Raw genomic sequence first — 25,997 nt, 5'->3', positions numbered from 1 at the left:
ACGGCAGCGGTCGCAATTGGGGGAAAAGGGGGGGTACCGATGATGAACATGCCGTTGCGCGCTAGCGTCGCGCAGGCCAGTCGCCCATGGGCGCGAGGAGGTGGCTCGTGAGCGGGGTTGGCTATCGACTGGAAGAAAGTCTGGAGTACCGCACGCTGGTGCCGGAGGCGCTGTCGATCTGGCGCATGGCCGGCGCCAACCGGATGCTGTTCGACTGCTTCGACGTGGACAGCAAGGCTGCGCGGCGTAGCGTGGCGATCCTTTCCAGCTGCCTGCGCATCGAGTGCTGGGGGCGCGATGTGGTGCTGCGGGCGTTGAACTCCAACGGACGCGCCTTGCTGGCGCCGTTGAGCGAGGCCTGTCCGGCCCAGGTCACCTGCTTGCGTGACGGCGACACCCTGCACTGGCGCTTCCCCCAGGAAGAGTCGCATGTGGACGAGTGGCGACGCCTGTATGGCCTGTCCAGCCTGGAGGCGCTGCGCCGCGTGCTCGGAACGCTGGGCGACGCGGAGGGGCCCGCGCTGCTGGGCGGCCTGTTCAGCTTCGACCTGGCCGAGCAGTTCGAACCCTTGCCGGCGCCGGCCGAACCTGCGCGGCATTGCCCGGACTACCTGTTCCTGGTGCCGGAGTTGCTGCTGGACATCGATCACCTGGCGCGCCGGACTTCGCTGCAGGCGTTCGTTCACGATCCGGCCGGGCACGACCGGTTGGCCGCCAGCCTGCGCCAGTGTGCCGACGAATTCCATGGCGCCGTGGAGGAGGCTTCCGAGTCGCCGGTGGCAGGCGTACGGGCCGGCAACTACCAGGTCGACCTGGACGATGCGAGCTTTGCCCGCCAGGTAGAGCGCCTGCAGGCCCACGTGAGGGCCGGCGACGTGTTCCAGATCGTACCGTCGCGCAGCTTCAGCATGCCGTGTGCGGACCCCTGGCGGGCCTATCGCCAGTTGTGCCTGCGCAACCCCAGCCCGTACCGCTTCTTCCTCGATGCGGAGGACTTCTGCCTGTTCGGCGCTTCGCCGGAGTCGGCATTGAAGTACGACGCGGAGAGTCGCGAGGTGGAACTCTATCCCATCGCCGGCACCCGCCCGCGCGGACGCGATGCCCGGGGCGCCATCGATGCGGAACTGGACAATCGCCTGGAAGCGGAGTTGCGCCTGGACGCCAAGGAGATCGCCGAGCACATGATGCTGGTCGACCTGGCGCGCAACGATCTGGCGCGGGTCTGCCGCAGCGGTACGCGGCAGGTGCGCGACATGCTCAAGGTCGATCGCTACAGCCACGTGATGCACCTGGTCTCGCGCGTGGCTGGCGAACTGCATGGCGAACTGGATGCGCTGCATGCCTACCGTGCCTGCCTGAACATGGGCACCCTGGTCGGTGCGCCGAAGGTCCGTGCCATGCAGTTGCTGCGGCAGTACGAGGATGGCTATCGCGGCAGCTACGGTGGCGCGATCGGCATTCTCGACAGCGCCGGCAACCTCGATACCAGCATCGTCATCCGCTCCGCCGAGGTCCGCGAAGGTATCGCCCGGGTCCGGGCAGGCGCCGGCGTGGTGCTGGATTCGGATCCACGGCTGGAGGCCGAGGAAACCCGCAACAAGGCGCTGGCGGTGCTGACCGCCGTGGCCGCTGCCGAACGCGAAAGGGGAGAGCGCGATGCGCATCACGCTGTTGGATAACTTCGATTCCTTCACCTACAACCTGGTCGAGCAGTTCTGCCTGCTCGGCGCGGAGGTCCGGGTGATGCGCAACGATACGCCGTTGCCGACGATCCAGGCGGCATTGCTGGCCGACGGTTGCGAACTGCTGGTGCTGTCGCCGGGGCCCGGTCGGCCGGAAGACGCCGGCTGCATGCTGGAATTGCTCGCCTGGGCCCGCGGGCGCTTGCCGGTGCTCGGCGTCTGCCTCGGCCACCAGGCGCTGGCGCTGGCCGCCGGTGGCGCGGTGGGCGAGGCGAGGAAGCCGCTGCACGGCAAGAGCACGTCCCTGCGTTTCGATCAGCGTCACCCGCTGTTCGACGGCATCGCTGATCTGCGCGTCGCGCGCTACCACTCGCTGGTGGTCAGTCGCCTGCCGGAAGGTTTCGACTGCCTGGCCGATGCCGATGGCGAGATCATGGCGATGGCCGATCCGCGCAATCGACAGCTGGGCTTGCAGTTCCATCCCGAGTCGATTCTCACCACCCACGGCCAGCGTCTGCTGGAGAACGCTCTACTCTGGTGCGGCGCGCTGGCGGTACGCGAGCGCCTTCGGGCCTGAGCGGCGCTGCGCCGTTTCGACGATGCTCGGTTGCCAGGCCGGCGCATCGTCGAAACGCTGGCGGCCGAGTTCGCGCAGGCGCTGGCGGGCGCTTTCGAGAAAGCGCAGGAAGCTGCGCTCGGATTCCAGCGCGGTGTTGTAGTAGCAATACACCTTGGTGTCGATGCCGCCCGGTTCGTAGAGTTCGCTGAGGACTGCCAGGGTACCGTTGCGCAGGCGTTCCTCGACGAAATAATGCGGCGCGATGCCCCATCCGACGCCGGCTTCCACCAGACGCAGCATGTCGTCGAAGTTTTCCACGAAGAGCACCTTGTCGCTGACCGGCCGCAGCAGGTTCGAATGCTGCCCGGAGCGGCTGCCGAGGCTGATCTGCCGGTAATTGGCCAGGCTCGCGATGCTGTGCAGGGAGGCATTGCACAACGGGTGCTGCGGATGGGCGACGACGAACGCCTTGGTGTAGCCGAGCACGCACTGGTTGAAGCGGGAGATCTTCAGTTCCTCGTCGATGGTGATGGCGATATCGATTTCCGCGTTGTCCTGCTTGATCGTCGCCAGGCTATCGGCGGGCGAGGTGCGTATCAGGCTGACCATGTTGAAATCGTCGAGCAGTACGCTGCTCACCGTATCGCAGAACGACGGCGGGATGGCGGTGTCCAGCAGCACCCGGAGATTGCGCGGACCCTTGTTGAGATTGAAGGCGATGTCGCCGATCAGCTGCTGGTAGTTCAGCAGGCTGCGCATGTAAGGGATCAGGCGAAGCGCCTGCTCGGTGGGTTCGACCTTGTAGCCGTCCCGACGGACCAGCTCCACGCACAGGTCGATTTCCAGGTTGCTGACCGCCGAGCTGACCGCGGTGTGCGACTTGCGCAGGATCCGCGCAGCGGAGGAAATCGAACCGGAGGCGATGACCTGGAGGAACATGTTCACGTGATTCAGGTTATGAATAGGCATCCCTTATTCCTTTTATTGGGTGGCGCGTGCCGCTTCCCTTGATCGGGTCAGGTTGCCGCTACTGTGGAAGAAGCGTCGAGGACTCGATAGATAGCGCCCGAGTGTTTCAACTTGTCTTCTGGATGACGTTTTCATCGGGGAAACCTCCCGTCGGTCAGTGAAGCGCAAGGGCTGGCGTGCGAGGGTGGAATCGGCCGCCGGCTCGCTTTCTGCGCGGCGGGTGCACGGCACGGGGAGTCGTCGTTTTGGAGGTGAGGGATGACGGCTCTGTTTCAGGATATTTTTATAATTATGTGAAAGAAGAGCTTATTTCAACGAAATATGTTTCATATTGCTCGTAAATTCGACGAAAAGAAAATCCGGATATTTACCGGTTATTTAACGTTAATACCAAGGGCCTAATACCAAAGTATTAACGCTGGCATGCCGGCATGTCGTGTTCGGTCGTGGAGCGAGCCGAGCTATAGACGGTTCTAAGAAACGAAAAAATTATGTCGCGTAGGTCTAACGACCGAAACCTATGTCTTTTGTTAGCGTAGCCACCGGCCAGGCCGGTACGGATGCCGGGATGGCCCTGGCGCGACCTATGCGGTTAGAATCCGCGGCCTTGCAGGCGGATCCCCGGGGTTTGCTCAAGGGGACACGGGTGCCGTGCCCGAAACCTGCAATCGTCAGTTCCCTGCGGTCCAGCCTGCCGCCGGGTATAAAATCGAGAGACGCGCTGTTGCGCCTTCAGGTGTAGCGACTATGACGCACATTTCCGAACGACTCCTGGTACAGGCCCACCTGGCCGCCAAGCAACCCCGTGTGTTGAGCGAGCAGGAGAGCGCCGAGCATCGCGCGGCGATCGCGGCCGAACTGAAGGCGCAGAACGCGGTACTGGTGGCGCATTACTACTGTGATCCGGTGATCCAGGCGTTGGCCGAGGAGACCGGCGGTTGCGTGTCCGATTCGCTGGAGATGGCCCGGTTCGGCAACCAGCATCCGGCGCAGACGGTGGTCGTGGCCGGGGTGCGCTTCATGGGCGAGACGGCGAAGATCCTCAACCCTGAGAAGCGCGTGCTGATGCCGACCCTCGAAGCGACCTGCTCGCTCGACCTGGGCTGCCCGGTGGATGAATTCTCGGCATTCTGCGACCAGCACCCGGAACGGACCGTGGTGGTCTATGCGAACACCTCCGCGGCGGTGAAGGCACGCGCCGACTGGGTCGTGACCTCCAGTTGCGCGGTGGAGATCGTCGAACACCTGATGGACAACGGCGAGCCCATCCTCTGGGCGCCGGACCAGCACCTGGGACGCTACATCCAGCGCGAGACGGGGGCCGACATGCTGCTCTGGGATGGCGCCTGCATCGTCCACGAGGAGTTCAAGGCCAAGCAGCTGGAAGACATGAAGGCGCTCTACCCGGACGCCGCCATCCTGGTCCACCCCGAATCGCCGGAAAGCGTGGTCGCGCTGGCCGATGCCGTGGGCTCGACCAGCCAGTTGATCAAGGCCGCGCAGACCCTGCCGAACAAGACCTTCATCGTCGCCACCGATCGCGGCATCTTCTACAAGATGCAGCAGTTGTGCCCGGACAAGGATTTCATCGAGGCCCCCACCGCCGGCAACGGCGCCGCCTGCCGCAGCTGCGCGCACTGCCCGTGGATGGCGATGAACACGCTCGAGCGGACCCTGGCCTGCCTGCGCGAGGGCAGCGGGGAAATCTTCGTCGACCCGGCGTTGATCCCGAGGGCGGTCCGTCCGCTGAAGCGCATGCTCGACTTCACCCAGGCCGCGCGCCTGCGCCAGGCCGGGAACGCCTGATCCTGGCGAGGGCGTGCCGCTGCGTAGGGCGAGTAAGCGCGGTGCGGTTGTTCGCCCAACCCCCTGTTTCGATGAGCTTCGCCGGGTGTTTTTCCTCGGATATGCCGCTCAGCGGAACATTTCCTTGACCATCTTTTCCTGCTGGCGAATTTCCTGCTGACGAGCGTCGAGTCGCGCAGCCAGTTGGAAGTTGCCGCCAGCGCGGCGCTTGGCGAAATCGAGCTGCTCGATGGCGGCCTGGTAGTCGCCGGTCAGAGACAGGTACTCGGCACGGGCCTGGTGCACGCCGATGGCGTTGTTGGTCAGGCTGCGCACCTCGGCCAGACGGTTCCAGACATCCGGGTCCAGCGGCCGCGCCTTGCTCAGGTCGTCGAGGATCTTCTCCGATTCCTGCGGCTTGCCCATCTTCAGCATCAGGTCGGCGCGCACCTGTTTCAGCGGGTAGCTGCTGGGGAACTGGGCGAGCATCTTCTTCAACCGCTGATCGGCATCCGGAAGGCGGTTGGCGGTGATGTCCAGCTCGACCTGGGCCAGGTTGTAGGCCACGTCGTTGGGTGCCTTCGCCAGCAATTGCCTGAGGTTGTCACGGGCATCGTTGAGCTGGCCGATGCGCGTCTGCGAGATGGCCAGTCCGTAGCGCGCGGCATCCAGCTTGGGATTGTCGTTGAGCATGGCGCGGAAGCGCTTGCCGGCCATCCCCGGGGTTTCCTCGAAGAGCAACTGGGTGCGCGCGCGCATCTGCTGGTAGCGCAGGCTGTCTTCCTTGCCGCCCTGGGGATACTGTTCGGCGCGGTTGCGGGTGTCGGCGATACGCGATTCGGTGACCGGGTGGGTGAGGAGGAACTCCGGCGGCTTGCCGTCGTAGCGGTACTGCCGCGCCAGGCGCTCGAACATGTTCGGCATCGAGCGCGGATCGTAACCGGCGCGAACCATGTTGGTGACGCCGACGCGGTCGGCTTCCTGCTCGTTCTGCCGGGAAAAGCGCAACTGGTTCTGGATCGCCGCCGCCTGGGTCCCGGCGATCGCCGCGATACCCGCATCCCCTGCGCCGGCGGCCGCGGCGACGATGCCGGCGAGCATCGCTGCCATCACCGGCAGTTGCATGCGCTGCTGTGCCTCGATGCCGCGGGCGAAGTGGCGCTGGATCAGGTGGCCGAGTTCGTGGGCCAGCACCGCGGCATACTCGCCTTCGGTCTGGGCGTTGAGCAGTAGCCCGCCGTTGACCCCGATCACGCCGCCGGGCGCGGCGAAGGCGTTGATCTGTGCGTCGCGGATGAGGATGAAGGCCAGCCGGTGGTCCTGCAGGTCGCTGGTTTCGGCCAGCCGGTAGACGCTGCTTTCGACGAAGTCCTTGAGCTGCGGGTCGGAGATCGCATCGACCTGGTTGCGCAGCATGCTCAGCCAGGCGCGGCCCAGCTGGAACTCCTGCTCCGGCGAAACGATCGAGGAAGATGCGTCGCCCAGGGAGGGCAGATCGTCCGACATGACCGGCGAAGCGAGCATGCAGGCGAGCGTCAACAGGGCAGGGCGCAGTACATTCATGCAGGAGGCTCAGGTTGGCAAAGGCCTTACTTTAGCCGTTGGTTATCGGCACTGCCTAGGTATCTGCCCGAGACCCGAAGCTGTTGGACTTCGAGCGCCGTTTCAACTGGCCAGCGGCGGATAGGCTTGGGTATGCTTGTCGGCCCTTCGGGAGAGGCTGTCATGACGGATAACGATTCATCCCCCCTGGTATGTGACGCGGAGCTGGATGCCAGTGGTCTCAATTGTCCGCTGCCCCTGCTAAAGGCCAAGCTGGAGCTGAACCGCCTGCCCAGCGGCGGGGTGCTCAAGGTGATCGCCACCGATGCCGGGTCGCAGCGAGACTTCCGGGCCTTCGCCCAGCTCGCCGGCCATGAACTGCTGCGCGAAGAGGCCGCCGAAGGCGTCTATCGATACTGGCTGCGCAAGCGTTAGCGGAGCCTTCGCCGTTCCGATTCAGGATTTCCGATGATCAAGGTGTTACGCGACTGGATGCAGCGCTACTTCTCCGACGAGGAGGCAGTGGTGCTGGCGATCATGCTGGTGCTCGGCTTCAGCGTCATCCTCGCCTTCGGCGGGATGCTCGCGCCGGTACTGGCGGCGATGGTGATCGCCTTCCTGATCCAGGGCGTGGTCGGCATGCTGGAACGCTTCCGGGTGCCGCACCTGTTCGCCGTGTGGCTGGTCTACAGCCTGTTCCTCGGCTTGCTGGCGCTGTTCCTGGTGGTCCTGCTGCCGCTGCTCTGGCAGCAATTGTTCACCCTGTTCAACGAACTGCCGCGGATGCTCGGCGAATGGCAGAGCGTGCTGCTGATGCTGCCCGAGCGCTATCCCAGCCTGATCAGCGAGGAGCAGGTGCTCAAGGCCATCGAGACCGCGCGCGGCGAATTCGGCCAGATCGGCCAGTGGGCGCTGACCTCGTCGCTGGCCAGCCTGCCGGTGGTGGTGAACGTCATGATCTACCTGGTGCTGGTGCCGATCCTGGTGTTCTTCTTCCTCAAGGACAAGAAGCGCTTCCATACCTGGTTCCACCGCTACCTGCCGCGCGAGCGCGGGCTGATGAAACAGGTCTGGGCCGAGATGAACCAGCAGATCGCCAATTACATTCGCGGCAAGGTCATCGAGATCGTTATTACCGGCGCGGTGACCTACATCGCCTTCGCCTACCTGGGGCTCAACTACGCAGCGCTGCTGGCCCTGCTGGTCGGCCTGTCGGTGGTGGTGCCGTACATCGGCGCGGTGGTGGTGAGCGTACCGGTGGCGATGATCGCCTTCTTCCAGTGGGGCTGGAGCGACCAGTTCATCTACCTGATGGTGGCCCACGCGATCATCCAGGCGCTGGATGGCAACGTGCTGGTGCCGCTGCTGTTCTCCGAGGCGGTGAACCTGCACCCGGTGGCGATCATCTGCGCGGTGTTGCTGTTCGGCGGGCTCTGGGGCTTCTGGGGCGTGTTCTTCGCGATCCCCCTGGCGACCCTGGTGAAAGCGGTGCTGGATGCCTGGCCCAAGGACCTTCCCGAGACTCCGGCAGCCACGCGATAGCATCGGCCGCATGAAAAATGCAAAAGGCCGCGGATGCGGCCTTTTTTTTGGGGCGGGGCTCAGGCGCCGTTGAGCGCTTGGGCGGCGGCGAGAACCGCGTCGACATGCCCGGGCACCTTCACGCCGCGCCACTCCTGGCGCAGTACGCCGTCCCTGTCGATCAGGAAGGTGCTGCGGTCGACGCCCATGTATTCCTTGCCGTAGAGCTTCTTCAGCTTGATCACGTCGAACAGCTGGCAGACCGCTTCATCCTTGTCGCTGATCAGCTCGAAGGGGAATTCCTGTTTGCACTTGAAGTTCTCGTGGGACTTCAGGCCGTCGCGGGAGATGCCGAAGACCTCGGTATTGGCCTTCTGGAACGCCGCGTACTGGTCGCGGAAGCCCTGGCCCTCGGTGGTGCAACCGGGGGTGCTGTCCTTCGGGTAGAAATACAGGACGACCTGCTTGCCCTTCAGCGCGGACAGGGTCACCTCCTTGCCGCTGGTTGCGGGGGCGGTGAAGTCGGGTACGGGTTTGTCGATTGCGACCGGCATGGCTCGGCTCCTCAGGGGTGTTGGGGGCGCCAGGGTTCGATCAGGGCATCCAGGTTCAGGGCGTCGGCGAAGTCCAGGAACTGGTCGCGCAGCCAGCTGATCTGGGTGCCGGCGGGCAGCGTCACGGTAATCGTGGCGTTGAGCATGGTGGTGTTGGTGTGCGGCGCCTGGTAGGTGTCGCAGGTCAGGTTCTCCAGCTCGATGTTGTGGTCGATGAAGAACTGGCAGAGTTCGTTGAGGATGTCCGGGCGATACACCGCGCTGACATAGGCCACGTAAGGCAACGCCTGGGCGCGGGTCACGTGAGCGTTGCTGCGGGTCATGCTGAGGGTGATGTCGCCGCGCTTGGTGAGGGCCGGCAGGCTGCCCTCGAGGCGGGCGAGGGCATCCCAGCTTCCGGAGATCTGCAGCACCAGGGCGCTGAACTCTCCGTGGCGGGTCAGGCGGCTGCTGACCACGGCGCAGCGGCTCTCGACGCAGGCGCGGCAGAGCAGGGTGGTCAGCTCCATCGGGTTGGGGCCGAGGGCGCTGATCAGAAGGAATTGTTCGCGGGGTTGGCTGGTGGACATTCAACTTTCCTGGAATACGCTGGCGGCACGGGCCGTACCTAAAGCGGGAAGGGTAGCGAAAAGCGCCGCCGAGGGAAACGTCTGCCGCCTGTCAGCGGCTTCCGACGAGGTGGCGCTCGTCTTGTGCAAGGCCTGCCGCCGACAGTACCATTACCGCTTTAATTTCGCGGCAGGAGCGGTTGCATGATTGCGGGCAGTATGGTGGCACTAGTCACCCCCTTCGATGCTCAGGGTCGACTGGACTGGGACAGCCTCGCCAAGCTGGTGGACTTCCACTTGCAGGAAGGCACCAACGCCATCGTCGCCGTCGGCACCACCGGTGAATCGGCCACGCTGGACGTGGAAGAGCACATCCAGGTGATCCGTCGCGTGGTCGACCAGGTCAAGGGCCGCATCCCGGTGATCGCCGGCACCGGCGCCAACTCCACCCGCGAGGCGGTGGCGCTGACCGAGGCCGCGAAAAGCGGCGGCGCCGACGCCTGCCTGCTGGTGACGCCGTACTACAACAAGCCGACCCAGGAAGGCATGTACCAGCACTTCCGCCATATCGCCGAAGCCGTTGCGATCCCGCAGATCCTCTACAACGTACCGGGCCGCACCTCCTGCGACATGCTTCCGGAGACCGTCGAGCGCCTGTCCAAGGTGCCGAACATCATCGGCATCAAGGAGGCCACCGGCGACCTGCAACGCGCCAAGGAAGTCATCGAGCGCGTCGGCAAGGACTTCCTCGTCTATTCCGGCGACGACGCCACGGCCGTCGAGCTGATGCTGCTGGGTGGCAAGGGCAACATCTCCGTGACCGCCAACGTCGCGCCGCGCGCCATGAGCGACCTGTGCGCCGCCGCCATGCGCGGCGACGCCGCAGCCGCGCGCGCCATCAACGATCGCCTGATGCCGCTGCACAAGGCGCTGTTCATCGAATCCAACCCCATTCCGGTGAAGTGGGCCCTGCATGAGATGGGTCTGATCCCCGAGGGCATCCGCCTGCCCCTGACCTGGCTCAGCCCGCGTTGCCACGAGCCGCTGCGTCAGGCCATGCGCCAGACCGGCGTATTGGCTTGATCAAGGAGCTCCACGCAATGAAGCGACTGGCTGGACTGACCGCCCTCGCCCTGGTTATCGGCAACACTTCCGGCTGCGGCTGGCTGTGGGGGCCGGAGGGCTATTTCCGCGACCGCGGTGACGACTACCTCGGCGCCCGCGAAACGCCTCCCATGCAATTGCCCGAAGGGGTGCACAGCAAGCCGCTCGATCCGCTGCTGCCGATTCCGCTGAACGTCGCCACCACCCACGAAAAAGAGGGTGAGTACGAGGTTCCGCGTCCGCAGCCGCTGGCCAACGCCGGCGACATCAGCGACTACAGCCTGCAGCGCAGCGGTGATAGCCGCTGGGTCGTGGCCCAGCGTCCGCCGGCGGAAGTCTGGCCGGTGGCCCGGCAGTTCTTCGAGGAGAACGGTTTCCGCATCGCCGACGAGCGCCCGCAGACCGGCGAGTTCAGTTCCGACTGGCAATCGCTGTCGCAGCTTTCCGCGCCGCTGGCACGCCGCCTTAGCAGCCGCGTGAGCGGTGTCGAGCCGGACGGCCAGGCACGGGTTCGGGTGCGTATCGAGCCCGGCGTGCAAAGCAATACCAGCGAGGTCTACGTGCTCAGCCAGACCCGCGCCGCCGGTGACACCAGCAGCCCGAGCTGGCCGAGCAAGTCGGTGGCGCCGAGCCTCGACGCGGCGCTGCTCGACGAGATGGTCGCGAGCATGGCGCGCAGCGCCGAGCAGGGCGGCTCGGTCTCCCTGCTGGCAGCCAACTCGATCTACGACACGCCCGGCACCTTCGAGTTGAGCAAGGACGGCAGCGGCAACCCGGTGCTGACCTTGCAATCCGACTTCGACCGCTCCTGGGTCAGTGTCGGGCGTGCCCTGGATAACGCCGATATCCGCGTCGACGACCTCAACCGCAGCCTTGGCGTGTACTACGTGAACATCGCCGAAGGGGCGAAGAAGCCCGACGAAGACAAGCCCGGGTTCTTCAGTCGCCTGTTCGGCGGCGGCGAGAAGACCAAGGAAGAGGAAGACGCCAAGGCGCAGCGCTACCAGGTCCGCCTGACCACCGTCAGCGACGCCGTGCAGGTCACCGTCGACAAGGACATCAACACCTCTGCGCCGGCCGATGTCGCGCAAAACGTACTGGAAAAACTCCAGGAGAGCATGCGCAATGCGGTTCGCGGTTCTGGGCAGCGGAAGCCGGGGCAATTCGGCCTTGGTGAGCAGTTCTGACACCCGGATACTGATCGATTGCGGCTTCCCGCTGCGTGAAATCATCAAGCGTCTGGCGCGCCTGGGGCTGAGCCCCGCGCAGCTGGACGCGATCTTGGTCACGCACGAACACGCCGATCACATCCATGGCGTCGAACTGCTGGCGCGGCATTACCAAATCCCGGTCTATCTCAGTGCGGGTACCCTGAGCGGCATGCGCCGCCCGGTGCACCCCGCCGAGCTGTTGAGGGCCGGCCAGCGCCTGGCGATCCGCGGGCTGGAAGTGCAGGTGGTTGGCGTCTCGCACGACGCCCGCGAGCCTACCCAGTTCGTGCTGTCCGATGGGCAGCGGCGCTTCGGCATGCTCACCGATCTGGGAATGGCCACGGCCGAGGTGCTGGAGTGCTATCGTGCGGTGGATGCTCTGGTGGTCGAGGCCAACCACGACAGCACGATGCTTGCCGGTGGCCCGTATCCCTATTTTCTCAAGGCCCGCGTAGGCGGTTCGCGAGGGCACTTGAACAACCATCAGTCCGCAGAACTGGTGAAGCAGCTGGATTGGGGTCGCATGCAGCACCTGGTGCTGGCCCATCTCAGCGAAAAGAACAACTCGCCGCAGCTGGCCCGGCAAACCTTCGTCGACACCCTCGGGTGCGATCCGGGCTGGCTGCAGGTGGCCGATCAGCATTCAGGCCTGGATTGGCGCGAGATCGCCTAGGCCCTATTACCCGTAAGCGGAGCCCATCATGGAAAAACGCGAAGAACTCTACCGCGGCAAAGCCAAGTCGGTTTACCAGACCGACGATGCCGATCGTCTCATCCTGCTGTTCCGCAACGACACCTCCGCCTTCGACGGCAAGCGCATCGAACAGCTCGATCGCAAGGGCGCGGTGAACAACAAGTTCAACGCCTTCATCATGCAGAAGCTGGAAGCTGCCGGCATTCCGACCCAGTTCGACAAGCTGCTGTCGGATACCGAGTGCCTGGTGAAGAAGCTCAACATGATCCCGGTCGAGTGCGTGGTGCGCAATTTCGCCGCCGGCAGCCTGGTGCGTCGCCTCGGCGTGGAAGAGGGCATCGCCCTGACTCCTCCCACCTTCGAGTTGTTCCTGAAGAACGACGCCCTGGGCGATCCGTTCATCAACGAATCCCACGTCCAGGCCTTCGGCTGGGCCACTCCCGAGCAGCTGGCGCAGATGAAGACCTATTCCTTCAAGGTCAATGAAGTGCTGAACAAGCTGTTCGACGATGCCGGTCTGCTGCTGGTGGACTTCAAGCTGGAGTTCGGCCTGTTCCATGGCCAGATCGTCCTCGGCGACGAGTTCAGCCCGGACGGCTGCCGTCTGTGGGACAAGGAAACCCGCAAGAAGATGGACAAGGACCGCTTCCGCCAGGGCCTCGGCGATGTGATCGAAGCCTACGAAGAGGTAGCCAAGCGCCTGGGCGTGCCGCTTTAACCTCAAAATGCGCGCAACCATCTGAAAGAACGCGAAAAAATCTTCAAGAAAGCTTCGCGTTCTTCGTACAAGCTGGTATCATGCGCGCCGCACGGAGAGATGCCGGAGTGGTCGAACGGGACGGATTCGAAATCCGTTGAGTCAGCAATGGCTCCTAGGGTTCAAATCCCTATCTCTCCGCCATTACATATGAGCAAAGCCCCTGGAATGCCTGGCGTTCCAGGGGCTTTGTCTTTTCTGGCGAGCGTTCGGGCGTCCCCTCTGCGGGGCGGGCGAGAAAGCCGTGCCATGGTTTCGGGTATTGGCCAGGTCGTGCAGTTCTCCTAGGAATGCTGCGGGCCCTTCCTTCGTTCTGTCCTTCCTTCTCCTCTGGGTGGTCGTCCCGCTCTGTCTGGGTTTCGTGGGTGCGCTGAGCGCGCATTTCTCCATTGCTTCCGATTTTCTGTCCTTCGAGCGCCGGGTCGGGCGACCTGCCGGTTTCGATGGTCGGGGCGGTTCTTCTTAGTATCCCGGCGCTTGAAGGCGCCGCGGATGTGTGGCCGAGCTGCATGGCACGGTTTCCTTCCAGCGGACAGCCAGGTTATCGGTTTGTGCCGAGTCCCGGAGCTGGGGCTGGGGAGGAAGAAATGCGACCGCTCGTTTCCGTCGTTTGCGCCTGTTTCAATATCTCGAAGTATCTGGACGAGGCGATTGCCAGCATCTACGCGCAGGGCTATCCCAATCTCGAGTTGATCGTGGTGGATGACGGATCCACGGACGACACCTATGAGCGTCTCGCCATGCTCCGCGAGCGTCACGGCTTCCAGCTCTACCGCCAGGCTAACCGAGGGGTGAGCGACGCGCTCAATCACGGTTTGCGTCATGCGCGGGGCGAGTTCGTGATGACTCCCGACCTGGACGACATTCTCCTGCCTGGAGCGCTCGACACGCGCGTCGACTACTTGCTTGCGCACCCCGAGGTCGGGTGCGTGGGCGGTTTCAATATCTGTATCGACAGTGCCGGTAACGAAGTGGCGCGAGACGGTTTCAGCGAGGGGTGTGTGGAGCGTTGGGGGTTCGATGCAGCATTGGCCGAGACCCTGGTGGTCATGCCGCTGACGGCGCTCTACCGCATGGAAGCGATGAAGCGGGCGGATTTCTTCGACCCGTCGATTCGCGTGCAGGATTTCCAGATCACCCTAAGGATCGCGGCGCAGGGCTATGAAATTCATCGACTGCCGGCCTACATGGGGCGTTATCGCCGGCATGGAAGCGGTCTGTCCGGCAGGTACAAGCTCAATTACGAGGCGGATATGCAAGCCATCGAGCCTTATCGGGCTCACCCGAATTATCGCCGGGCCCGGCAACTGATCCTGAACAAGGCGCTGAAGAAGGCTGTTGTCCAGGATGGGCGATATGCCTGGCAGTTGTTCCGCTCGGTGCCGCTGAGGGCGTGGGACCGGGTGACGCTGAAGCGATTCTGGCGCTTTCTCCGTTATCTGCCGGTCCTCGGGTTGAAAGGTGGTACCGGCGTCGAGGGTCGATGACGGCTGGCCGGCTAATCTTTCAATGGGTTGAATGCCATTTCAGGATTTCTCCTTCAGTGCCTCGCCCTGGGGAAATAGCGCGCGGCTCACGAAGCGCGCGGTATCCCGCAGGCTGGTGCCGATCCGTTCCAGGTCGTCGGGCTGGTGCTGGGCGCTGATGCCGATCGCGGAGATGGCGAAGCGCGGTTGTCCGTCGCGGTCGGTGATGGCGCTGGCGACCATGCTCACGCCGCGGTAGAGGTGTTCCTGGTCGATAGCCCAGCCGCGCTCGACGGCCTCGGTCGCTTCGGCCTGGTAGCGCTCGAAGCTCGGCGGATTTTCCCAGCGCACGCGGGTCAGTCGGCGGCGCAGTTCGTCCTCCGGCAGTTCGCGCAGGCCGGCAATGCAACGCCCGGCGGCGCCGACCAGTTCCGGCAGGCGCGTGCCGACGGCGACGTTGACGTGGGCGACGGGCGGTGCGGCAAGGGCGATGACGCGGATGTGCGCATCGTCGGTGACTTGCCACAGGGCGATGAGGATGTGGTGGGCAAGGCTCAGTCGCTCCAGCTCTGGCTGGATCAGGTCGGCATAGCTGCGTCCGACGAATCCTACGGCCAGTTCCGACAGGCCAAGGCCCAGTTGGTAGGTCTTGCCCGCATCGTCGAAGGAGGTCAGCCGTTCGTTGCTCAGGGTGCGCAGGATATTGAAGGCGCTGCTCGGACTGATGCCGGTGGCGCGAGCTATGGCGGCCACGCCTTGCGGTCCGTCGGCGTGGGCCAGGTGGCGAAGTATCTGAATGGCGTTCACTACCGCGCCGACATCTTTGCTGCTGGTGCCTTTGGTTGTGGCGTCCTTGGTCATTTTTCCTCTTTTCATTCAGTATTGTGATTGACATTCACGATAGTGAATATATTCTGGCCTTCCGGAACGTACAACCGGGGACGGAAGCAGTATCCGGTTCGGCGTCCAGCGCGATGCACTTTGCAGCAAAGGTCGACAAGAACAAAGGAGAAACCTCGTGGCAGATCTTCCCGATGGCAGTACTCCGGGACCTGAGGCGCAGTACCTTGCGTTTCTCGCCCAGGGCCGTTTCATGTTGCAGCGCAGCCGTTCCAGCGGTCGCCATGTGTTCTACCCGCGCCAGTTGGTGCCGGGTAGCGGCGAGACTGATCTCGAGTGGGTTCCCGCCAGCGGCCTGGGTACGCTCTACGCGATCACTGTCAATCGCTCCCGCGGCGGCAATCACAATGTCGCGCTGGTCGACCTGGACGAGGGCGTGCGCATGATGTCGCGGATCGACGGGCACGAGAGCCTGCCGATCGGCACCCGTGTGCAGGCGCGCATCGTCGAGCAGGACGGTGCCAATGTCGTGGTGTTCGTTCCCCACCAGGAGGGACGACCATGAGCGCGGCCATCCGTGGCAAGACCGCCATCGTCGGCATCGGTAGCGCCGGCGTCGGCGAGGCGCCGGGCTACAGCGCCATCGAACTGCTCGGCCAGGCGTCGCTCAAGGCCATTGCCGATGCCGGCCTGAAGCTTTCCGACATCGACGCGATCTTCGCCGCCACCAGCTCCCATGCCTTTCCCACCTTGTCGGTCGCCGAATACCTCGGCATCCGCCCGAAATTCGTGGATGGCACCAATATCGGCGGCTCCAGTTTCGAGCTGCACCTGCTGCAGGCCACTTTGGCACTGGAGGCCGGTCTCTGCGACGCTGCGCTGATCTGCTACGGCTCCAACCAGCGAACCGCCGGCGGCCGCCTGGTATCGATGAGCGAGCCACAATGGCACGAGACGCCCTACAAGCCGCGCCACCCGATCACCGCCTATGCCCTGGCGGCCAGCCGGCACATGCACCAGTACGGCACCACACGCGAGCAGCTCGCCGAGGTGGCGGTCTCTGCCCGGCAATGGGCCAACCTGAATCCCGAGGCGTTCGCCCGCGGACCGTTGAGCGTCGATGACGTCCTTGCCGCGCGGATGGTCAGCGACCCGCTGAGTGCCGCCGACTGCTGCCTGGTCACCGACGGCGGTGGCGCCTGCGTGGTAGTGCGCGCCGAGCGCGCCCGCGACTTGCCCAATGCGCCGGTGTACTTCCTTGGCGCGGCCGGAGCGCAGTGGCATCGCTCGATCGTGTCGATGCCCGACCTCACCGTGACGGCGGCCTCGGAAAGCGCTCCGCGAGCCATGCAGATGGCCGGTGTGCGGCACGCCGACATCGACCTGGTGATGCTCTACGACGCCTTTACCATCAACACCCTGCTGTTCCTCGAGGACCTGGGTTTCTGCGCCAAGGGCGAGGGCGGCCCATTCGTCCAGGGCGGACGCATCGCGCCCGGCGGCGAGCTGGCGGTGAACACCAACGGTGGCGGGCTGTCCTGCGTGCATCCGGGGATGTACGGGATGTTCCTGATCATCGAGGCGGTGACCCAGCTCCGCCGCCAGGCCGGCGAGCGGCAGTTGGCCAAGGCCGACGTGGCGTTGCTGCACGGCAACGGCGGCACGCTGTCCAGCCAGGTAACCGCGTTGCTCGGCACCGGCGACACGCTCTAGACCCCTGGCCGACAGGTCTTCCGGGCGCTGCCGTGGCGGCGTCCCGCGGGCGCGCTCGCCCGCGAGAAGGTTGTCGTGCCGGCCACAGACAAACGGATGAGGTGAACCCATGTCAGCGAACCACTCGCAACAGCTCATCGACGCTCCCCGTTTCGCCAGTCTTACTCCATTGATCGAACCACGCTCGGTCGCGGTGATCGGCGCTTCCAGCGACCCGACCCGCATCGGTGGCCGTCCCATCGCCTACATGCTGCGCCATGGCTATGCCGGGCAAATCCTCCCGGTCAATCCGAATCGTGCTGAAATCCAGGGGCTGCCGGCCTTCGCCAGCGTTGCGGAGCTGCCGCAGGCACCGGACGTGGCCATTGTCGCGGTGCCTGCGCCTCAGGTGCTGGAGACCGTCCGGGCGCTGGGCCGCCAGGGGGCGCGCAGTGCCATCGTGTTCTCTTCCGGATTCAGCGAGGTCGGCGAGGCCGGCGCGGCGATGCAGGATGCGGTGGTAGCCGCTGCCCGCGAGCACGGTATGCGCCTGCTCGGTCCGAATGCGCTCGGTGCGTTCAACAGTAACCTGGGTTATTACGCGTTCTTCTCCACCAGCCTGGAACGTGGCGTACCGCTGCCCGGCCGGGTAGGCATCGCCACCCAGTCCGGTGCCTACGGCGCGCACCTGCTCGGCATGGCGCGCCAGCGGCGCCTGGGAACCCCTATCTGCGTGGCCACCGGTAACGAGGCCGACGTCACCCTGGGCGACAGCATCGGCTGGCTGGTGGAGTCGCCGGAGATCGACGTGGTGATGGCCTACGCCGAATCCATCCGCAACGTCGACAGCTTCCTCGCCGCCCTGGAGGCCGCGCATCGCGCCGGCAAGCCGGTGATCCTGCACAAGGTCGGGCGCAGCGCCCTGGGTAGCCGCGCGGCGCTGTCCCACACTGCTTCGCTGGCCGGCGACGACAAGGTGCTGGACGCCGTGCTGGGCGACTATGCGGTGATCCGCGCCAGGACCACCGAGGAACTGATGGACATCGCCTACCTCGCCACCCGGCGTATCTATCCGGTGGGCAACAGCCTCGGCATGATCACCGTCAGCGGCGGCGCCGGGATCATCGTCAGCGATGTCGCCGAGGAAGTCGGCCTGCCGATGCCGCCGATGCCGGACATGGCCCAGGAGCGGCTGAAGGCACGGCTGTCCTTCGCTTCGCCGATCAACCCGGTGGACTGCACCGCGCAGGCCCTGAACGACCTGACGCTGGTGCGCGACTTTACCGAGTCGATGGTGGTCGACGGTGGCTACCGTTCGCTGCTCGCCTTCTTCACCCAGGCCGGCACCGCCGCCTCCATCGGCGCGCGTCTGGCCGAGCAGTTCCGGCGGATCAAGGAGGCTTATCCCGAGCGTCTGTTCGTGGTCTCGGTGATGGGTGAGGGGGAGGAGCTGGCACCCTACGAGGAGGCCGGCTTCGCACTGTTCGAAGACCCCACCCGGGCGGTAGTGGCGATCCAGGCCATGGGGCGGCTCGGCGAAGCCTTCGCCCGGCCGTTGCGCCTGCGCCGGCCTGCCGGCGGGCTACAGTTGCCCGCCTCCACGCCCGGCGAAGCCGAGGCCAAGCGCCTGCTGGCGCGCGCCGGTATCGAGTCCGCCGCCGAGGCGGTGCTGGGCAGTGCCGAAGAGGCGGTTGCCTTCGCCGAGGGCATCGGATACCCGGTGGTGCTGAAGCTCGCCTCGGCGGACATCCAGCACAAGTCGGAAATCGGCGGCGTGCTGCTTGGCGTAAGCGATGCGGACGCGGTACGCGCCGGTTTCCAACTGCTCCTGCGCCGGGCCGCCGAGAAGGCGCCGCAGGCGCGTCTCGATGGCGTCCTGGTGGCGCGTCAGCTGCAGGGTGGGGTGGAGTGCTTCATGGGGATCCAGCGCGATCCGCTGTTCGGCCCGGTGGCGCTGTTCGGCCTGGGCGGGATCTTCGTCGAGGTGCTGCAGGACGTGGTGTTCCGCCGCTGCCCGTTCGAGGTCGACGAAGCCGAGGCGATGATCCGTAGCATCAGAGGCGCGCCGCTCCTGCTCGGCGCGCGTGGCCGGCCGCGGGCCGACGTCGCGGCGCTGGCACGGCTGCTGTCGAATCTCTCGCGGTTCGCCTGGGAGGCGGGAGAGCGCTTGCGCTCGGTGGACCTCAACCCGGTCATCGCCTTGCCGGAGGGCCAGGGCGCCTGGGCGGTGGATGCGGTGCTGGAAGTCGAGGAGGTGGCCGATGGCGCTCGATCCTGAGGTGCTCCTGAACTACCCGATCCCCGAAGTACGCCAGCGCTACAGCCGGCGCGACAGCGCCTTCTATGCATTGACCCTCGGTCTGGGCGGCGACCCGCTGGACGAGCGCCAACTGGTCTACGTCGATCCGTGCCGCGATCTCCAGGCATTGCCGTGCATGGCCCTGGTGCTCGGTCATCCGGGCTTCTGGCTGGGCAATCCGGCGACTGGCGTGGACGCGCTGCGCCTGGTTCACGGCGAGCAGCGCCTGGAGTGGCGGCGGCCGTTGCCGGCGGAAGGCGAGGTGATCGGTCGGACCCGGGTCACCGGTCTGGTAGACAAGGGCGCCGACAAGGGCGCGCTGCTCTACAGCGAGAAGGTGCTCAGCGACGCGCTCAGCGGCGAGGTGCTGGCTGTCGCCCGCAGCACCACCTTCCTTCGCGGCGACGGCGGCTTCGGTGGTTCCCGGCAGGTGCCGGAAACGCCGCATCGCTTGCCTGAACGGACACCCGACCTGCGACTCGACCTGCCGACCCGTCCGGAGCAGGCCCTGTACTACCGCCTCAACGGCGACGACAACCCGCTCCACGCGGAGCCCGCGGCAGCGCTGCGGGCCGGCTTCCCGCGGCCGATCCTGCATGGCCTGTGCACCCTCGGCGTGGCATTCCACGCGGTGTTGCGCGGGCTCGCCGACTACCGCGCGGGGCAACTGGGACATCTGCAGGTGCGTTTCTCGGCTCCGGTGTTTCCCGGCGAGACCTTGCGTACCGAGATGTGGAGCGACGGCTCGTTCCGCACTCGCGTCGTCGAGCGCGATGTGGTGGTGCTGGACAACGGCCGGGTAGGTCCGCCGCCAGAGCGGCCGGACTGAAGCGAAGGGCGGCGGCGCGAGGGAACGACCGTCGGGCTGCCGTGAAGATCAACCGAAATCCTGCTTGCGAGAACAAGAATAATGAATGCAACCGCGCTTTCCCCGAACCCGGCGCCGGCCATTTCCCGGCGCACCATGCTGATCGCCTTCGTCTTCTGCTTCCTCGGCCTGCTCGCCGACGGCGTCGACCTGATGTTCCTGGCCTACAGCCTCAACAGCCTGAAGGCCGAATTCGGCCTGAGCAACTTCGAAGCCGGCTCCCTCGGCAGCCTGACTCTCGCCGGCATGGCCGTCGGCGGCATCTATGGCGGCTGGTGCTGCGACCGCTTCGGCCGGGTGCGAGTGGTGACCTGGACCATCGTGCTGTTCTCCATCGGTACCGCGTTGCTGGGGCTGACCCAGAACTACTGGCAGTTCGCGCTGATCCGCTTCGTCGCCTCGCTCGGCCTCGGCTCGCTGTTCGTCGCCTGCAACATCCTGATGTCCGAGTGCGTCGGAACCAGGTACCGCACCACCATCCTCGCCGCCATGCAGGCCGGCTGGACCGTGGGCTACCTGGTGGCGACCCTGCTGGCGGGGCAGATCATCCCCGAGTTCGGCTGGCGCGTCTTGTTCTTCACCGCCGTGGCGCCGGCGCTGGTCTGCCTGGCCCTGCGGCCCTGGGTGCCGGAGTCGCCGTCCTGGCTCGCGGCCCAGGCCGGGCGCCAGCGTCCCGGCGCGGCTCCGCAGAGCCACGCCGAGGCTGGCGGCGCCGGCCCGCTGGGACGGATGCTGGGCGATCCGGAAACGCGCGGCATGTTCCTGCTCTGGAGCCTCACCTCCTGCTTCCTGCTGTTCGGCTACTACGGCACCAACAACTGGATGCCGTCCTACCTGGAGAGCGAGTTGGGGATGAACTTCAAGTCGATGACCGGCTACATGGTCGGCACCTACAGTGCGATGATCCTTGGCAAGGTCGCCGCCGGCGTCTGCGCCGATCTCTTCGGCCGGCGCCTGACCTTCGCCGCCGGGGCCATCGGCAGCGCCGCCTTCATGCCGTTGATCGTGTTCTACCACTCGCCTTCCAACATCCTCTGGATCCTCATCACCTTCGGCTTCATCTACGGCGTTCCGGTCGGGGTGCTGGCCACCTACATGACCGAGAGCTTCTCCACCCGCGTCCGCGGCTCGGCGGTGGGCACCGCCTACAACCTGGGTCGTATCGGCGCGGCGGTGGCGCCCGCCGGCATCGGCCTGCTGGCCACCCACGTGTCGATCGGCGCGGGTTTCCTGGTGATGGGCATCACCTACGTGCTCACCGGGCTGATCCCGGCGCTGTTCATTGCGGACCGGCTCTACGACCCGAACCGCGAGTCCCGCGATGCCGAGAGTGCTTCCCGACGGCAAGCGCCGGGCAGTGCCGGGAATACCGCCGAGCGGAGCGCGGCCAAGGCCTGATCCTGCGGCAGGAGTGCACATCCATGAGTTCTTTTCCACGACAGCCAGCGGCGGAGCAGCGGCCCGCCAGCTTCCAGGAGTTCATCGGCCTCGAGCGCTGGACCGATGCCGACGGGGTGGCGCGGGTGCGCCTGGGGCATCGCCCGGAACTGATGAACTACCTGCAACAGTTCCATGGCGGGGTGTTGATGTCGGTGCTGGACGCCGCCATGGCCCAGGCGATCCGTGCCTGCCTGCCGGACTGCTCGATGGTGACCATCGACATGGCTACCCACTTCATGGGGAGCGCCCGCGGCGAGCTTCGTGCGGTTGGCAGGGTGGTGCGGCGGACCCGCACGATCTGCTTCTGCACGGCGGAAATCTGCAACGAGGACGGCGAGGTCATCGCCATGGCCTCGGGCAGCTTCAGGTACCGCGCGGCTAAGCCGTAGCGGAGTTCCGGCGGCGCGGCAGCGGAGCCATCCGTCGCGCGTCCGGACCACGGCCTGCGCGGTCGCTCCGCGCGGACAAGCCGGCGCCTCCCGTGCAGATGACGGACGGGCGGACGGCGTATCGACAGGAGGGCGAACAGATGAGTGAGCAAGACGAGTGGGCCGGCGAGCGCGAGCAGCGTCTGCGGATGATCCGCGACAGCGCGGCTTCGCTGGTGCCACGCGACGGCGACCTGACCCGCGTGCGCCGCGGTCGTTTCACCGGTAGCGGGGTGGACCGCCAGGCCTGGCGCGAGGTCTGCGCCATGGGCTGGCCGGCGCTGCGCCTGGATGAAGCGTTGGGCGGCAGCGGCCTGGGCATGAGCGAATACGCGGCGTTGCTGGAGGCGCTGGGGCGCGGCCTGCTGCCCGAGCCGCTGATCGAGGCCGGGCTGGTGGCGCCGCTGCTGCCGGAAGACGAGCGCGTTGCGTTGCTGGCCGCTGAGCGGCTGGTCCTGCCGGCGGGCATCGCCTACCGCGATGGGCGGCGACGCCCTCGTATGCAGCAAGGGCGGTTGCACGGCGAAGTCGCTCACGTACATCTGGCTGGTGCCGCCGATGCCTGGCTGGTGGCCTGCGAGCAGGGCCTGGCGCTGGTCGAGCGCGATGCCGATGGCGTGGAACTGCTCTGCGAGGCGACCCAGGATGGCGCTCACCTGGCGCGCCTGCGTTTCCGCGATGCGCCGGCACGGTGGTTGTCCGGCGAGGTAACGGAACAGGTTCTGGACGAGGCAGCGCTGGCCTGCGCTGCCTATCTGGTCGGACTGATGGATGGCGCCTTCGAGCGAACCCTGGAGTACCTCAAGGTACGTCGCCAGTTCGGCCGCGAGATCGGTAGTTTCCAGGCGCTGCAGCACCGCATGGTCGACCTGAGGATCCAGATCGAACTGTCGCGCGCCATGGTCGAGCAGGCCGCCGCCGCGATCGATGCCGGGGCGTCGGAAAGCGAGCGCCAGCGGCAGGTTTCCAGCGCACGGGTACGGGCCTCGGAAGCGGCTCTGCTGGTGACCCGCCAGGCCATCCAGTTGCACGGCGGCATCGGCTACACCGACGAGGCGGACATCGGCCTGTTCCTGCGCCGCGCCATGGTACTGCTCAATGCCCACGGCTCGCTGGCGTTCCACAAGGCGCGCTACGCCGCGCTGCTACAGCGGGAGGTGGCCTGATGAGCGGTTTGTTGCAGGAAACGCGCGGCACGGTGCGCCTGCTGCGCTTCGACAACCCGGCCCGGCGCAACGCACTGTCGCCGGCGCTGCGCATGGAATTGCTGCGGGCCCTGGAGGCGGCCGAATGCGACCTATCGATCCGCAGCGTGCTGCTGACCGGTGGCGAAGAGGTGTTCTGCGCCGGCGGCGACCTGGGCGACATGCGGGTGACCGAGTTGGCCGCCGGCAGGGCGCGAATGCAGGACAACGCGCGGCTGGTGCGGCAGATGGTGCGCATGGGCAAGCCGCTGATCGCCGCGGTCGAGGGCTGGGCGGTGGGGGCCGGGCTGTCCGTGGCGCTGGCCTGCGACAGCATCGTTTGCGGCGCCGGCGCCCGCTTCGCCGCCGGCTTCGGCAAGGTCGGGCTGCTCGCCGACCTCGGCCAGTTGCATACCTTGCCGGCGCGCATCGGTTGGGGGCGGGCACGGCAGATCCTGATGTTCGGCCAGGTGGTAGAGGCCGAGGAGGCACTGCGCATCGGCCTGGCCGACCGCCTCTGCGCCGCTGGCGGCGCCTTGGCGATGGCGCTGGAGCTGGCCGGGCGGGTGGAGCAGCAGGCGCCGTTGCCCCTGGCGATGACCAAGGCGTTGCTCGCCGAGGGCCTTGACCTATTGCTGGAGCGGGAGGGCGAGTTGCAGAGCCAGTTGTTTCTCAGCGCCGACCACGCCGAGGGCAAGGCGGCCTTTCTCGCCAAGCGTCCCCCCGTATTCAGAGGAAACTGAGATGAGCGACTACGACAGTCTTGATGACAACGCCTTTCGCCTGATGGTCCGTGAGTGGATCGCCGCCAACTATCCGCAGCGCATCCGCAATCCGCCCCGTCGCCTGGGGCGCGAGGAAACCCGCGAGTGGTACCTGCTGTTGTCGCGCCAGGGCTGGCTGTGTCCCGGCTGGCCCAGGGAGTACGGCGGCATGGGGCTGAGCGCCGGCAAGCAACTGATCATGATGGAGGAAATGGAGGAGTACGGCTGCGCGCGCCTGCCCGACAGCGGCGTGACCATGCTCGGCCCATTGTTGATCCGCTATGGCGACGAGGCGCAACGGGCGCGCTTCCTGCCGCGCATTCTCAGCGGCGAAGACATCTGGTGCCAGGGTTACAGCGAGCCCAACGCCGGCTCCGACCTGGCCAGCCTGCGCACCGAGGCGCGCCTGGAAAACGGCGAGTGGGTGATCAACGGACAGAAGACCTGGACCACCATGGGCTCGGAGGCCAACTGGATCTTCCTGCTGGTCCGCACCGAGCGCAGCGCCAAGGCGCAGCACGGCATCAGCTTCCTGCTGGTGCCGATGGACAGCCCGGGCATCGAGGTGCGGCCGATCCTCAACCTGGAGCTGCACGGCGAGTTCTGCGAAGTGTTTTTCAACGACGTGCGGGTCCCCTACGACAGCCTGGTCGGCGAAATCAACCAGGGTTGGAGCATGGCCAAGGCGCTGCTCGGTTTCGAGCGGATCTTCCTCGGTTCGCCCAAGCAGTCCACCTTCGCCCTCCAGCGCCTGGAGCGCCTGGCCCGGCACCTGGGACTGTGGCACGACCCTCTGTTCGCGCGCCGCTTCGCCGCGCTGAGCATGGACCTGGACAGCCACAAGGCGCTCTACGAGCGTTTCGCCGAACGCCTGCGGCGTGGGGAGAGCCTCGGCCCGGAGGTATCCATGCTGAAGATCTTCCAGTCCGAACTGTTCCAGCGCATCAGCGAGCTGGGCCTGGAGGTCGCCGGGGAGGATTCGGCCCTGCTGCAGCCCTTCGCCGAAGACCCCGAGTTGCATCCGGCGGGGATCTTCATCCAGTCGCGGCCGACCACCATCTACGGCGGCAGCAACGAAATCCAGCGCAACATCCTGGCCAAGAGCGTCCTCGGCCTGCCGGGCTGAGCGCAACCGAACGACATCCACGGGACGAAGAGGATTACCCATGAGCAGCAGACTCAATGAAGGCAAGGTCGCGATCGTTACCGGCGCGGGCGGCGGCATCGGCCGCGAGATCGCCCTGGCCCTGGCCGATTCCGGGGCACGGGTGGTGATCAACGATATCGGCGTATCGCTACAGGGCGAGGGCGGGTCGGCCTCGCCGGCCGAAGAGACCCTTGGCCTGATCCGCCAGCGAGGCGGCGAAGGTCTGATCAACACCGACAGCGTCGCCGACTGGGACAGCGCGCGGCGTATCGTCGAATGCGCCATGGACGGTTTCGGGCGTCTGGATATCGTGGTGAACAACGCTGGCATCCTGCGCGATGCGATCTTCCACAAGATGAGCGCCGACGACTGGCTGTCGGTGATCAATGTCCATCTCAACGGCAGCTTCTTCGTCAGCCGGGCCGCCGCCGAACGCTTCCGTACCCAGCAGGCCGGCGCCTTCGTACACATGACCAGCACTTCCGGGCTGATCGGCAACTTCGGCCAGGCCAATTATTCCGCGGCCAAGCTGGGCATCGTCGCCTTGAGCAAATCCATCGCCCTCGACATGCAGCGCTACAACGTGCGTTCGAATTGCATCGCGCCGTTCGCCTGGAGCCGGATGACCGACTCGATCCCGGCCGCAACCCCGGAGCAGAAGGCCCGCGTCGACAAGCTGCAGCGCATGACCCCCGAGAAGAACGCGCCGCTGGCCGTCTACCTGGCGTCCGACGCCGCCCGCGAGGTCACCGGCCAGGTGTTCGCCGCGCGTCACCACGAACTCTTCCTGATGAGCCAGAGCCGGCCGCTGCGCAGTGTGCATAGCGAGCACGGCTGGACCCCGGAGAGCATCGCCGAGCACGGCATGCCGGCGTTGCGCGGCAGCTTCATGGACCTGGCGCGCAGCCCGGACGTGTTCTCCTGGGACCCGATCTGACCGAGG

25 protein-coding genes and 1 tRNA gene are annotated in these 25,997 nt (G+C 65.9%); 21 read left to right on the top strand and 5 right to left on the bottom strand.

What is annotated here, in order from left to right; genetic code table 11:
• Window positions 1-86: 86 nt before the first annotated feature.
• Together ACYAF3_RS02125 and phnB are read left to right on the top strand one after the other, a co-directional pair.
• Entirely contained in the window at window positions 87-1,679 is a 1,593-nt protein-coding gene (locus ACYAF3_RS02125) for an anthranilate synthase component 1 (protein WP_031653406.1), read from the top strand.
• Window positions 1,657-2,259, top strand: a complete 603-nt coding sequence (gene phnB / locus ACYAF3_RS02120) for an anthranilate synthase component II (protein ID WP_003112548.1) — start codon at window positions 1,657-1,659, stop codon at window positions 2,257-2,259. The genes ACYAF3_RS02125 and phnB overlap by 23 nt, the downstream gene beginning before the upstream one ends.
• Here phnB and mvfR read toward each other — a convergent pair.
• Window positions 2,212-3,210 (bottom strand): multiple virulence factor transcriptional regulator MvfR, encoded by a 999-nt coding sequence (gene mvfR, locus ACYAF3_RS02115; RefSeq protein WP_003108614.1) that lies wholly within the window; start codon window positions 3,208-3,210, stop codon window positions 2,212-2,214. The genes phnB and mvfR overlap by 48 nt on opposite strands.
• 747 nt (window positions 3,211-3,957) lie before the next feature.
• On the opposite strand from mvfR, the gene nadA reads away from it, so the two are divergent.
• Window positions 3,958-5,016, top strand: a complete 1,059-nt coding sequence (nadA, locus tag ACYAF3_RS02110; protein ID WP_003112547.1) for a quinolinate synthase NadA — start codon at window positions 3,958-3,960, stop codon at window positions 5,014-5,016.
• A gap of 108 nt (window positions 5,017-5,124) precedes the next feature.
• Here the strand turns inward: nadA and ACYAF3_RS02105 are convergent, their stop codons facing one another.
• Window positions 5,125-6,558, bottom strand: coding sequence for a tetratricopeptide repeat protein (locus ACYAF3_RS02105; RefSeq protein ID WP_003112546.1), 1,434 nt, complete (start codon window positions 6,556-6,558; stop codon window positions 5,125-5,127).
• A gap of 162 nt (window positions 6,559-6,720) precedes the next feature.
• Between ACYAF3_RS02105 and ACYAF3_RS02100 the strand changes: the two genes are divergently transcribed.
• The gene (locus tag ACYAF3_RS02100; protein ID WP_003086258.1) at window positions 6,721-6,972 is read left to right on the top strand and encodes a sulfurtransferase TusA family protein; all 252 of its coding nucleotides are present in this window, start codon (window positions 6,721-6,723) and stop codon (window positions 6,970-6,972) included.
• 33 nt (window positions 6,973-7,005) lie between these two features.
• Complete coding sequence (locus tag ACYAF3_RS02095; protein WP_003108615.1) at window positions 7,006-8,079, top strand: AI-2E family transporter; 1,074 nt, start codon at window positions 7,006-7,008, stop codon at window positions 8,077-8,079.
• 59 nt (window positions 8,080-8,138) lie between these two features.
• Here ACYAF3_RS02095 and ACYAF3_RS02090 read toward each other — a convergent pair whose 3' ends face one another.
• Window positions 8,139-8,612, bottom strand: a complete 474-nt coding sequence (locus ACYAF3_RS02090; protein WP_003086262.1) for a peroxiredoxin — start codon at window positions 8,610-8,612, stop codon at window positions 8,139-8,141.
• An 11-nt stretch (window positions 8,613-8,623) separates the two neighbouring features.
• On the bottom strand, window positions 8,624-9,181 hold the full coding sequence (locus tag ACYAF3_RS02085; protein WP_003086267.1) for a glycine cleavage system transcriptional repressor: 558 nt from the start codon (window positions 9,179-9,181) through the stop codon (window positions 8,624-8,626).
• A gap of 183 nt (window positions 9,182-9,364) precedes the next feature.
• On the opposite strand from ACYAF3_RS02085, the gene dapA reads away from it, so the two are divergent.
• The 6 genes from dapA (at window position 9,365) to wapB (ending at window position 14,413) form a co-directional block, all read left to right on the top strand.
• A complete protein-coding gene (dapA, locus tag ACYAF3_RS02080; protein WP_003086270.1) occupies window positions 9,365-10,243 on the top strand; it encodes a 4-hydroxy-tetrahydrodipicolinate synthase in 879 nt (292 codons plus the stop codon).
• A gap of 17 nt (window positions 10,244-10,260) precedes the next feature.
• Window positions 10,261-11,451 carry an outer membrane protein assembly factor BamC gene (gene bamC / locus ACYAF3_RS02075; protein WP_003086271.1) on the top strand — a complete coding sequence of 397 codons (1,191 nt, stop codon included), beginning with the start codon at window positions 10,261-10,263 and terminating at the stop codon, window positions 11,449-11,451.
• A complete protein-coding gene (locus ACYAF3_RS02070; RefSeq protein WP_003123205.1) occupies window positions 11,390-12,148 on the top strand; it encodes an MBL fold metallo-hydrolase in 759 nt (252 codons plus the stop codon). Before bamC ends, ACYAF3_RS02070 begins: the two co-directional genes overlap by 62 nt.
• Window positions 12,149-12,176: 28 nt before the next feature.
• Window positions 12,177-12,887, top strand: a complete 711-nt coding sequence (gene purC, locus ACYAF3_RS02065) for a phosphoribosylaminoimidazolesuccinocarboxamide synthase (protein WP_003123204.1) — start codon at window positions 12,177-12,179, stop codon at window positions 12,885-12,887.
• Window positions 12,888-12,980: 93 nt separating this feature from the next.
• A tRNA-Ser gene (locus tag ACYAF3_RS02060) sits at window positions 12,981-13,070 on the top strand.
• A 350-nt stretch (window positions 13,071-13,420) separates the two neighbouring features.
• The gene (gene wapB / locus ACYAF3_RS02055; protein WP_004348414.1) at window positions 13,421-14,413 is read left to right on the top strand and encodes a 1,2-glucosyltransferase WapB; all 993 of its coding nucleotides are present in this window, start codon (window positions 13,421-13,423) and stop codon (window positions 14,411-14,413) included.
• 39 nt (window positions 14,414-14,452) lie between these two features.
• Here the strand turns inward: wapB and ACYAF3_RS02050 are convergent, their stop codons facing one another.
• A complete protein-coding gene (locus ACYAF3_RS02050; RefSeq protein WP_003112543.1) occupies window positions 14,453-15,253 on the bottom strand; it encodes an IclR family transcriptional regulator in 801 nt (266 codons plus the stop codon).
• Between the two features lie 157 nt (window positions 15,254-15,410).
• Here ACYAF3_RS02050 and ACYAF3_RS02045 point away from each other — a divergent pair, with 157 nt between their 5' ends.
• The 10 genes from ACYAF3_RS02045 to ACYAF3_RS02000 all read left to right on the top strand — a co-directional run bounded on the left by ACYAF3_RS02045 (window position 15,411) and on the right by ACYAF3_RS02000 (window position 25,991).
• Complete coding sequence (locus tag ACYAF3_RS02045) at window positions 15,411-15,797, top strand: Zn-ribbon domain-containing OB-fold protein (RefSeq protein ID WP_011666727.1); 387 nt, start codon at window positions 15,411-15,413, stop codon at window positions 15,795-15,797.
• On the top strand, window positions 15,794-16,945 hold the full coding sequence (locus ACYAF3_RS02040; RefSeq protein WP_003112542.1) for a thiolase: 1,152 nt from the start codon (window positions 15,794-15,796) through the stop codon (window positions 16,943-16,945). Before ACYAF3_RS02045 ends, ACYAF3_RS02040 begins: the two co-directional genes overlap by 4 nt.
• 109 nt (window positions 16,946-17,054) lie before the next feature.
• Window positions 17,055-19,202, top strand: coding sequence for an acetate--CoA ligase family protein (locus ACYAF3_RS02035; RefSeq protein ID WP_003140644.1), 2,148 nt, complete (start codon window positions 17,055-17,057; stop codon window positions 19,200-19,202).
• Entirely contained in the window at window positions 19,186-20,052 is an 867-nt protein-coding gene (locus ACYAF3_RS02030) for a MaoC/PaaZ C-terminal domain-containing protein (RefSeq protein WP_003123198.1), read from the top strand. The genes ACYAF3_RS02035 and ACYAF3_RS02030 overlap by 17 nt, the downstream gene beginning before the upstream one ends.
• Before the next feature lie 81 nt (window positions 20,053-20,133).
• Window positions 20,134-21,489: an MFS transporter gene (locus ACYAF3_RS02025; protein WP_003123197.1), complete on the top strand. Its 1,356-nt coding sequence runs from the start codon at window positions 20,134-20,136 to the stop codon at window positions 21,487-21,489.
• Between the two features lie 23 nt (window positions 21,490-21,512).
• Window positions 21,513-21,920, top strand: a complete 408-nt coding sequence (locus ACYAF3_RS02020) for a PaaI family thioesterase (RefSeq protein ID WP_003158192.1) — start codon at window positions 21,513-21,515, stop codon at window positions 21,918-21,920.
• 140 nt (window positions 21,921-22,060) lie between these two features.
• Window positions 22,061-23,125: an acyl-CoA dehydrogenase family protein gene (locus ACYAF3_RS02015; RefSeq protein ID WP_003158193.1), complete on the top strand. Its 1,065-nt coding sequence runs from the start codon at window positions 22,061-22,063 to the stop codon at window positions 23,123-23,125.
• Window positions 23,125-23,886: an enoyl-CoA hydratase/isomerase family protein gene (locus ACYAF3_RS02010; protein ID WP_019396826.1), complete on the top strand. Its 762-nt coding sequence runs from the start codon at window positions 23,125-23,127 to the stop codon at window positions 23,884-23,886. The genes ACYAF3_RS02015 and ACYAF3_RS02010 overlap by 1 nt, the downstream gene beginning before the upstream one ends.
• Window position 23,887: 1 nt before the next feature.
• Window positions 23,888-25,033 carry an acyl-CoA dehydrogenase family protein gene (locus tag ACYAF3_RS02005; RefSeq protein ID WP_003116999.1) on the top strand — a complete coding sequence of 382 codons (1,146 nt, stop codon included), beginning with the start codon at window positions 23,888-23,890 and terminating at the stop codon, window positions 25,031-25,033.
• A 40-nt stretch (window positions 25,034-25,073) separates the two neighbouring features.
• Entirely contained in the window at window positions 25,074-25,991 is a 918-nt protein-coding gene (locus ACYAF3_RS02000) for an SDR family NAD(P)-dependent oxidoreductase (protein ID WP_003120637.1), read from the top strand.
• Window positions 25,992-25,997 lie beyond the last annotated feature (6 nt).

The organism is Pseudomonas sp. TZ252, from assembly GCF_056110345.1.
This window is presented reverse-complemented; position numbering and strand designations above follow the sequence as displayed.

What these genes read in the sequence shown, in the direction of transcription:
- phnB (WP_003112548.1), top strand. Translation starts at nt 1,657, where the DNA reads ATGCGCATCACGCTGTTGGATAACTTCGATTCCTTCACCTACAACCTG.
- bamC (WP_003086271.1), top strand. Translation starts at nt 10,261, where the DNA reads ATGAAGCGACTGGCTGGACTGACCGCCCTCGCCCTGGTTATCGGCAAC.
- purC (WP_003123204.1), top strand. Translation starts at nt 12,177, where the DNA reads ATGGAAAAACGCGAAGAACTCTACCGCGGCAAAGCCAAGTCGGTTTAC.
- mvfR (WP_003108614.1), bottom strand. Translation starts at nt 3,210, where the DNA reads ATGCCTATTCATAACCTGAATCACGTGAACATGTTCCTCCAGGTCATC.
- dapA (WP_003086270.1), top strand. Translation starts at nt 9,365, where the DNA reads ATGATTGCGGGCAGTATGGTGGCACTAGTCACCCCCTTCGATGCTCAG.
- ACYAF3_RS02090 (WP_003086262.1), bottom strand. Translation starts at nt 8,612, where the DNA reads ATGCCGGTCGCAATCGACAAACCCGTACCCGACTTCACCGCCCCCGCA.
- ACYAF3_RS02000 (WP_003120637.1), top strand. Translation starts at nt 25,074, where the DNA reads ATGAGCAGCAGACTCAATGAAGGCAAGGTCGCGATCGTTACCGGCGCG.
- ACYAF3_RS02010 (WP_019396826.1), top strand. Translation starts at nt 23,125, where the DNA reads ATGAGCGGTTTGTTGCAGGAAACGCGCGGCACGGTGCGCCTGCTGCGC.
- ACYAF3_RS02105 (WP_003112546.1), bottom strand. Translation starts at nt 6,558, where the DNA reads ATGAATGTACTGCGCCCTGCCCTGTTGACGCTCGCCTGCATGCTCGCT.
- ACYAF3_RS02025 (WP_003123197.1), top strand. Translation starts at nt 20,134, where the DNA reads ATGAATGCAACCGCGCTTTCCCCGAACCCGGCGCCGGCCATTTCCCGG.
- ACYAF3_RS02085 (WP_003086267.1), bottom strand. Translation starts at nt 9,181, where the DNA reads ATGTCCACCAGCCAACCCCGCGAACAATTCCTTCTGATCAGCGCCCTC.
- ACYAF3_RS02070 (WP_003123205.1), top strand. Translation starts at nt 11,390, where the DNA reads ATGCGGTTCGCGGTTCTGGGCAGCGGAAGCCGGGGCAATTCGGCCTTG.
- ACYAF3_RS02015 (WP_003158193.1), top strand. Translation starts at nt 22,061, where the DNA reads ATGAGTGAGCAAGACGAGTGGGCCGGCGAGCGCGAGCAGCGTCTGCGG.
- ACYAF3_RS02020 (WP_003158192.1), top strand. Translation starts at nt 21,513, where the DNA reads ATGAGTTCTTTTCCACGACAGCCAGCGGCGGAGCAGCGGCCCGCCAGC.
- ACYAF3_RS02050 (WP_003112543.1), bottom strand. Translation starts at nt 15,253, where the DNA reads ATGACCAAGGACGCCACAACCAAAGGCACCAGCAGCAAAGATGTCGGC.
- ACYAF3_RS02125 (WP_031653406.1), top strand. Translation starts at nt 87, where the DNA reads ATGGGCGCGAGGAGGTGGCTCGTGAGCGGGGTTGGCTATCGACTGGAA.
- ACYAF3_RS02030 (WP_003123198.1), top strand. Translation starts at nt 19,186, where the DNA reads ATGGCGCTCGATCCTGAGGTGCTCCTGAACTACCCGATCCCCGAAGTA.
- ACYAF3_RS02035 (WP_003140644.1), top strand. Translation starts at nt 17,055, where the DNA reads ATGTCAGCGAACCACTCGCAACAGCTCATCGACGCTCCCCGTTTCGCC.
- nadA (WP_003112547.1), top strand. Translation starts at nt 3,958, where the DNA reads ATGACGCACATTTCCGAACGACTCCTGGTACAGGCCCACCTGGCCGCC.
- ACYAF3_RS02100 (WP_003086258.1), top strand. Translation starts at nt 6,721, where the DNA reads ATGACGGATAACGATTCATCCCCCCTGGTATGTGACGCGGAGCTGGAT.
- ACYAF3_RS02095 (WP_003108615.1), top strand. Translation starts at nt 7,006, where the DNA reads ATGATCAAGGTGTTACGCGACTGGATGCAGCGCTACTTCTCCGACGAG.
- ACYAF3_RS02005 (WP_003116999.1), top strand. Translation starts at nt 23,888, where the DNA reads ATGAGCGACTACGACAGTCTTGATGACAACGCCTTTCGCCTGATGGTC.
- ACYAF3_RS02040 (WP_003112542.1), top strand. Translation starts at nt 15,794, where the DNA reads ATGAGCGCGGCCATCCGTGGCAAGACCGCCATCGTCGGCATCGGTAGC.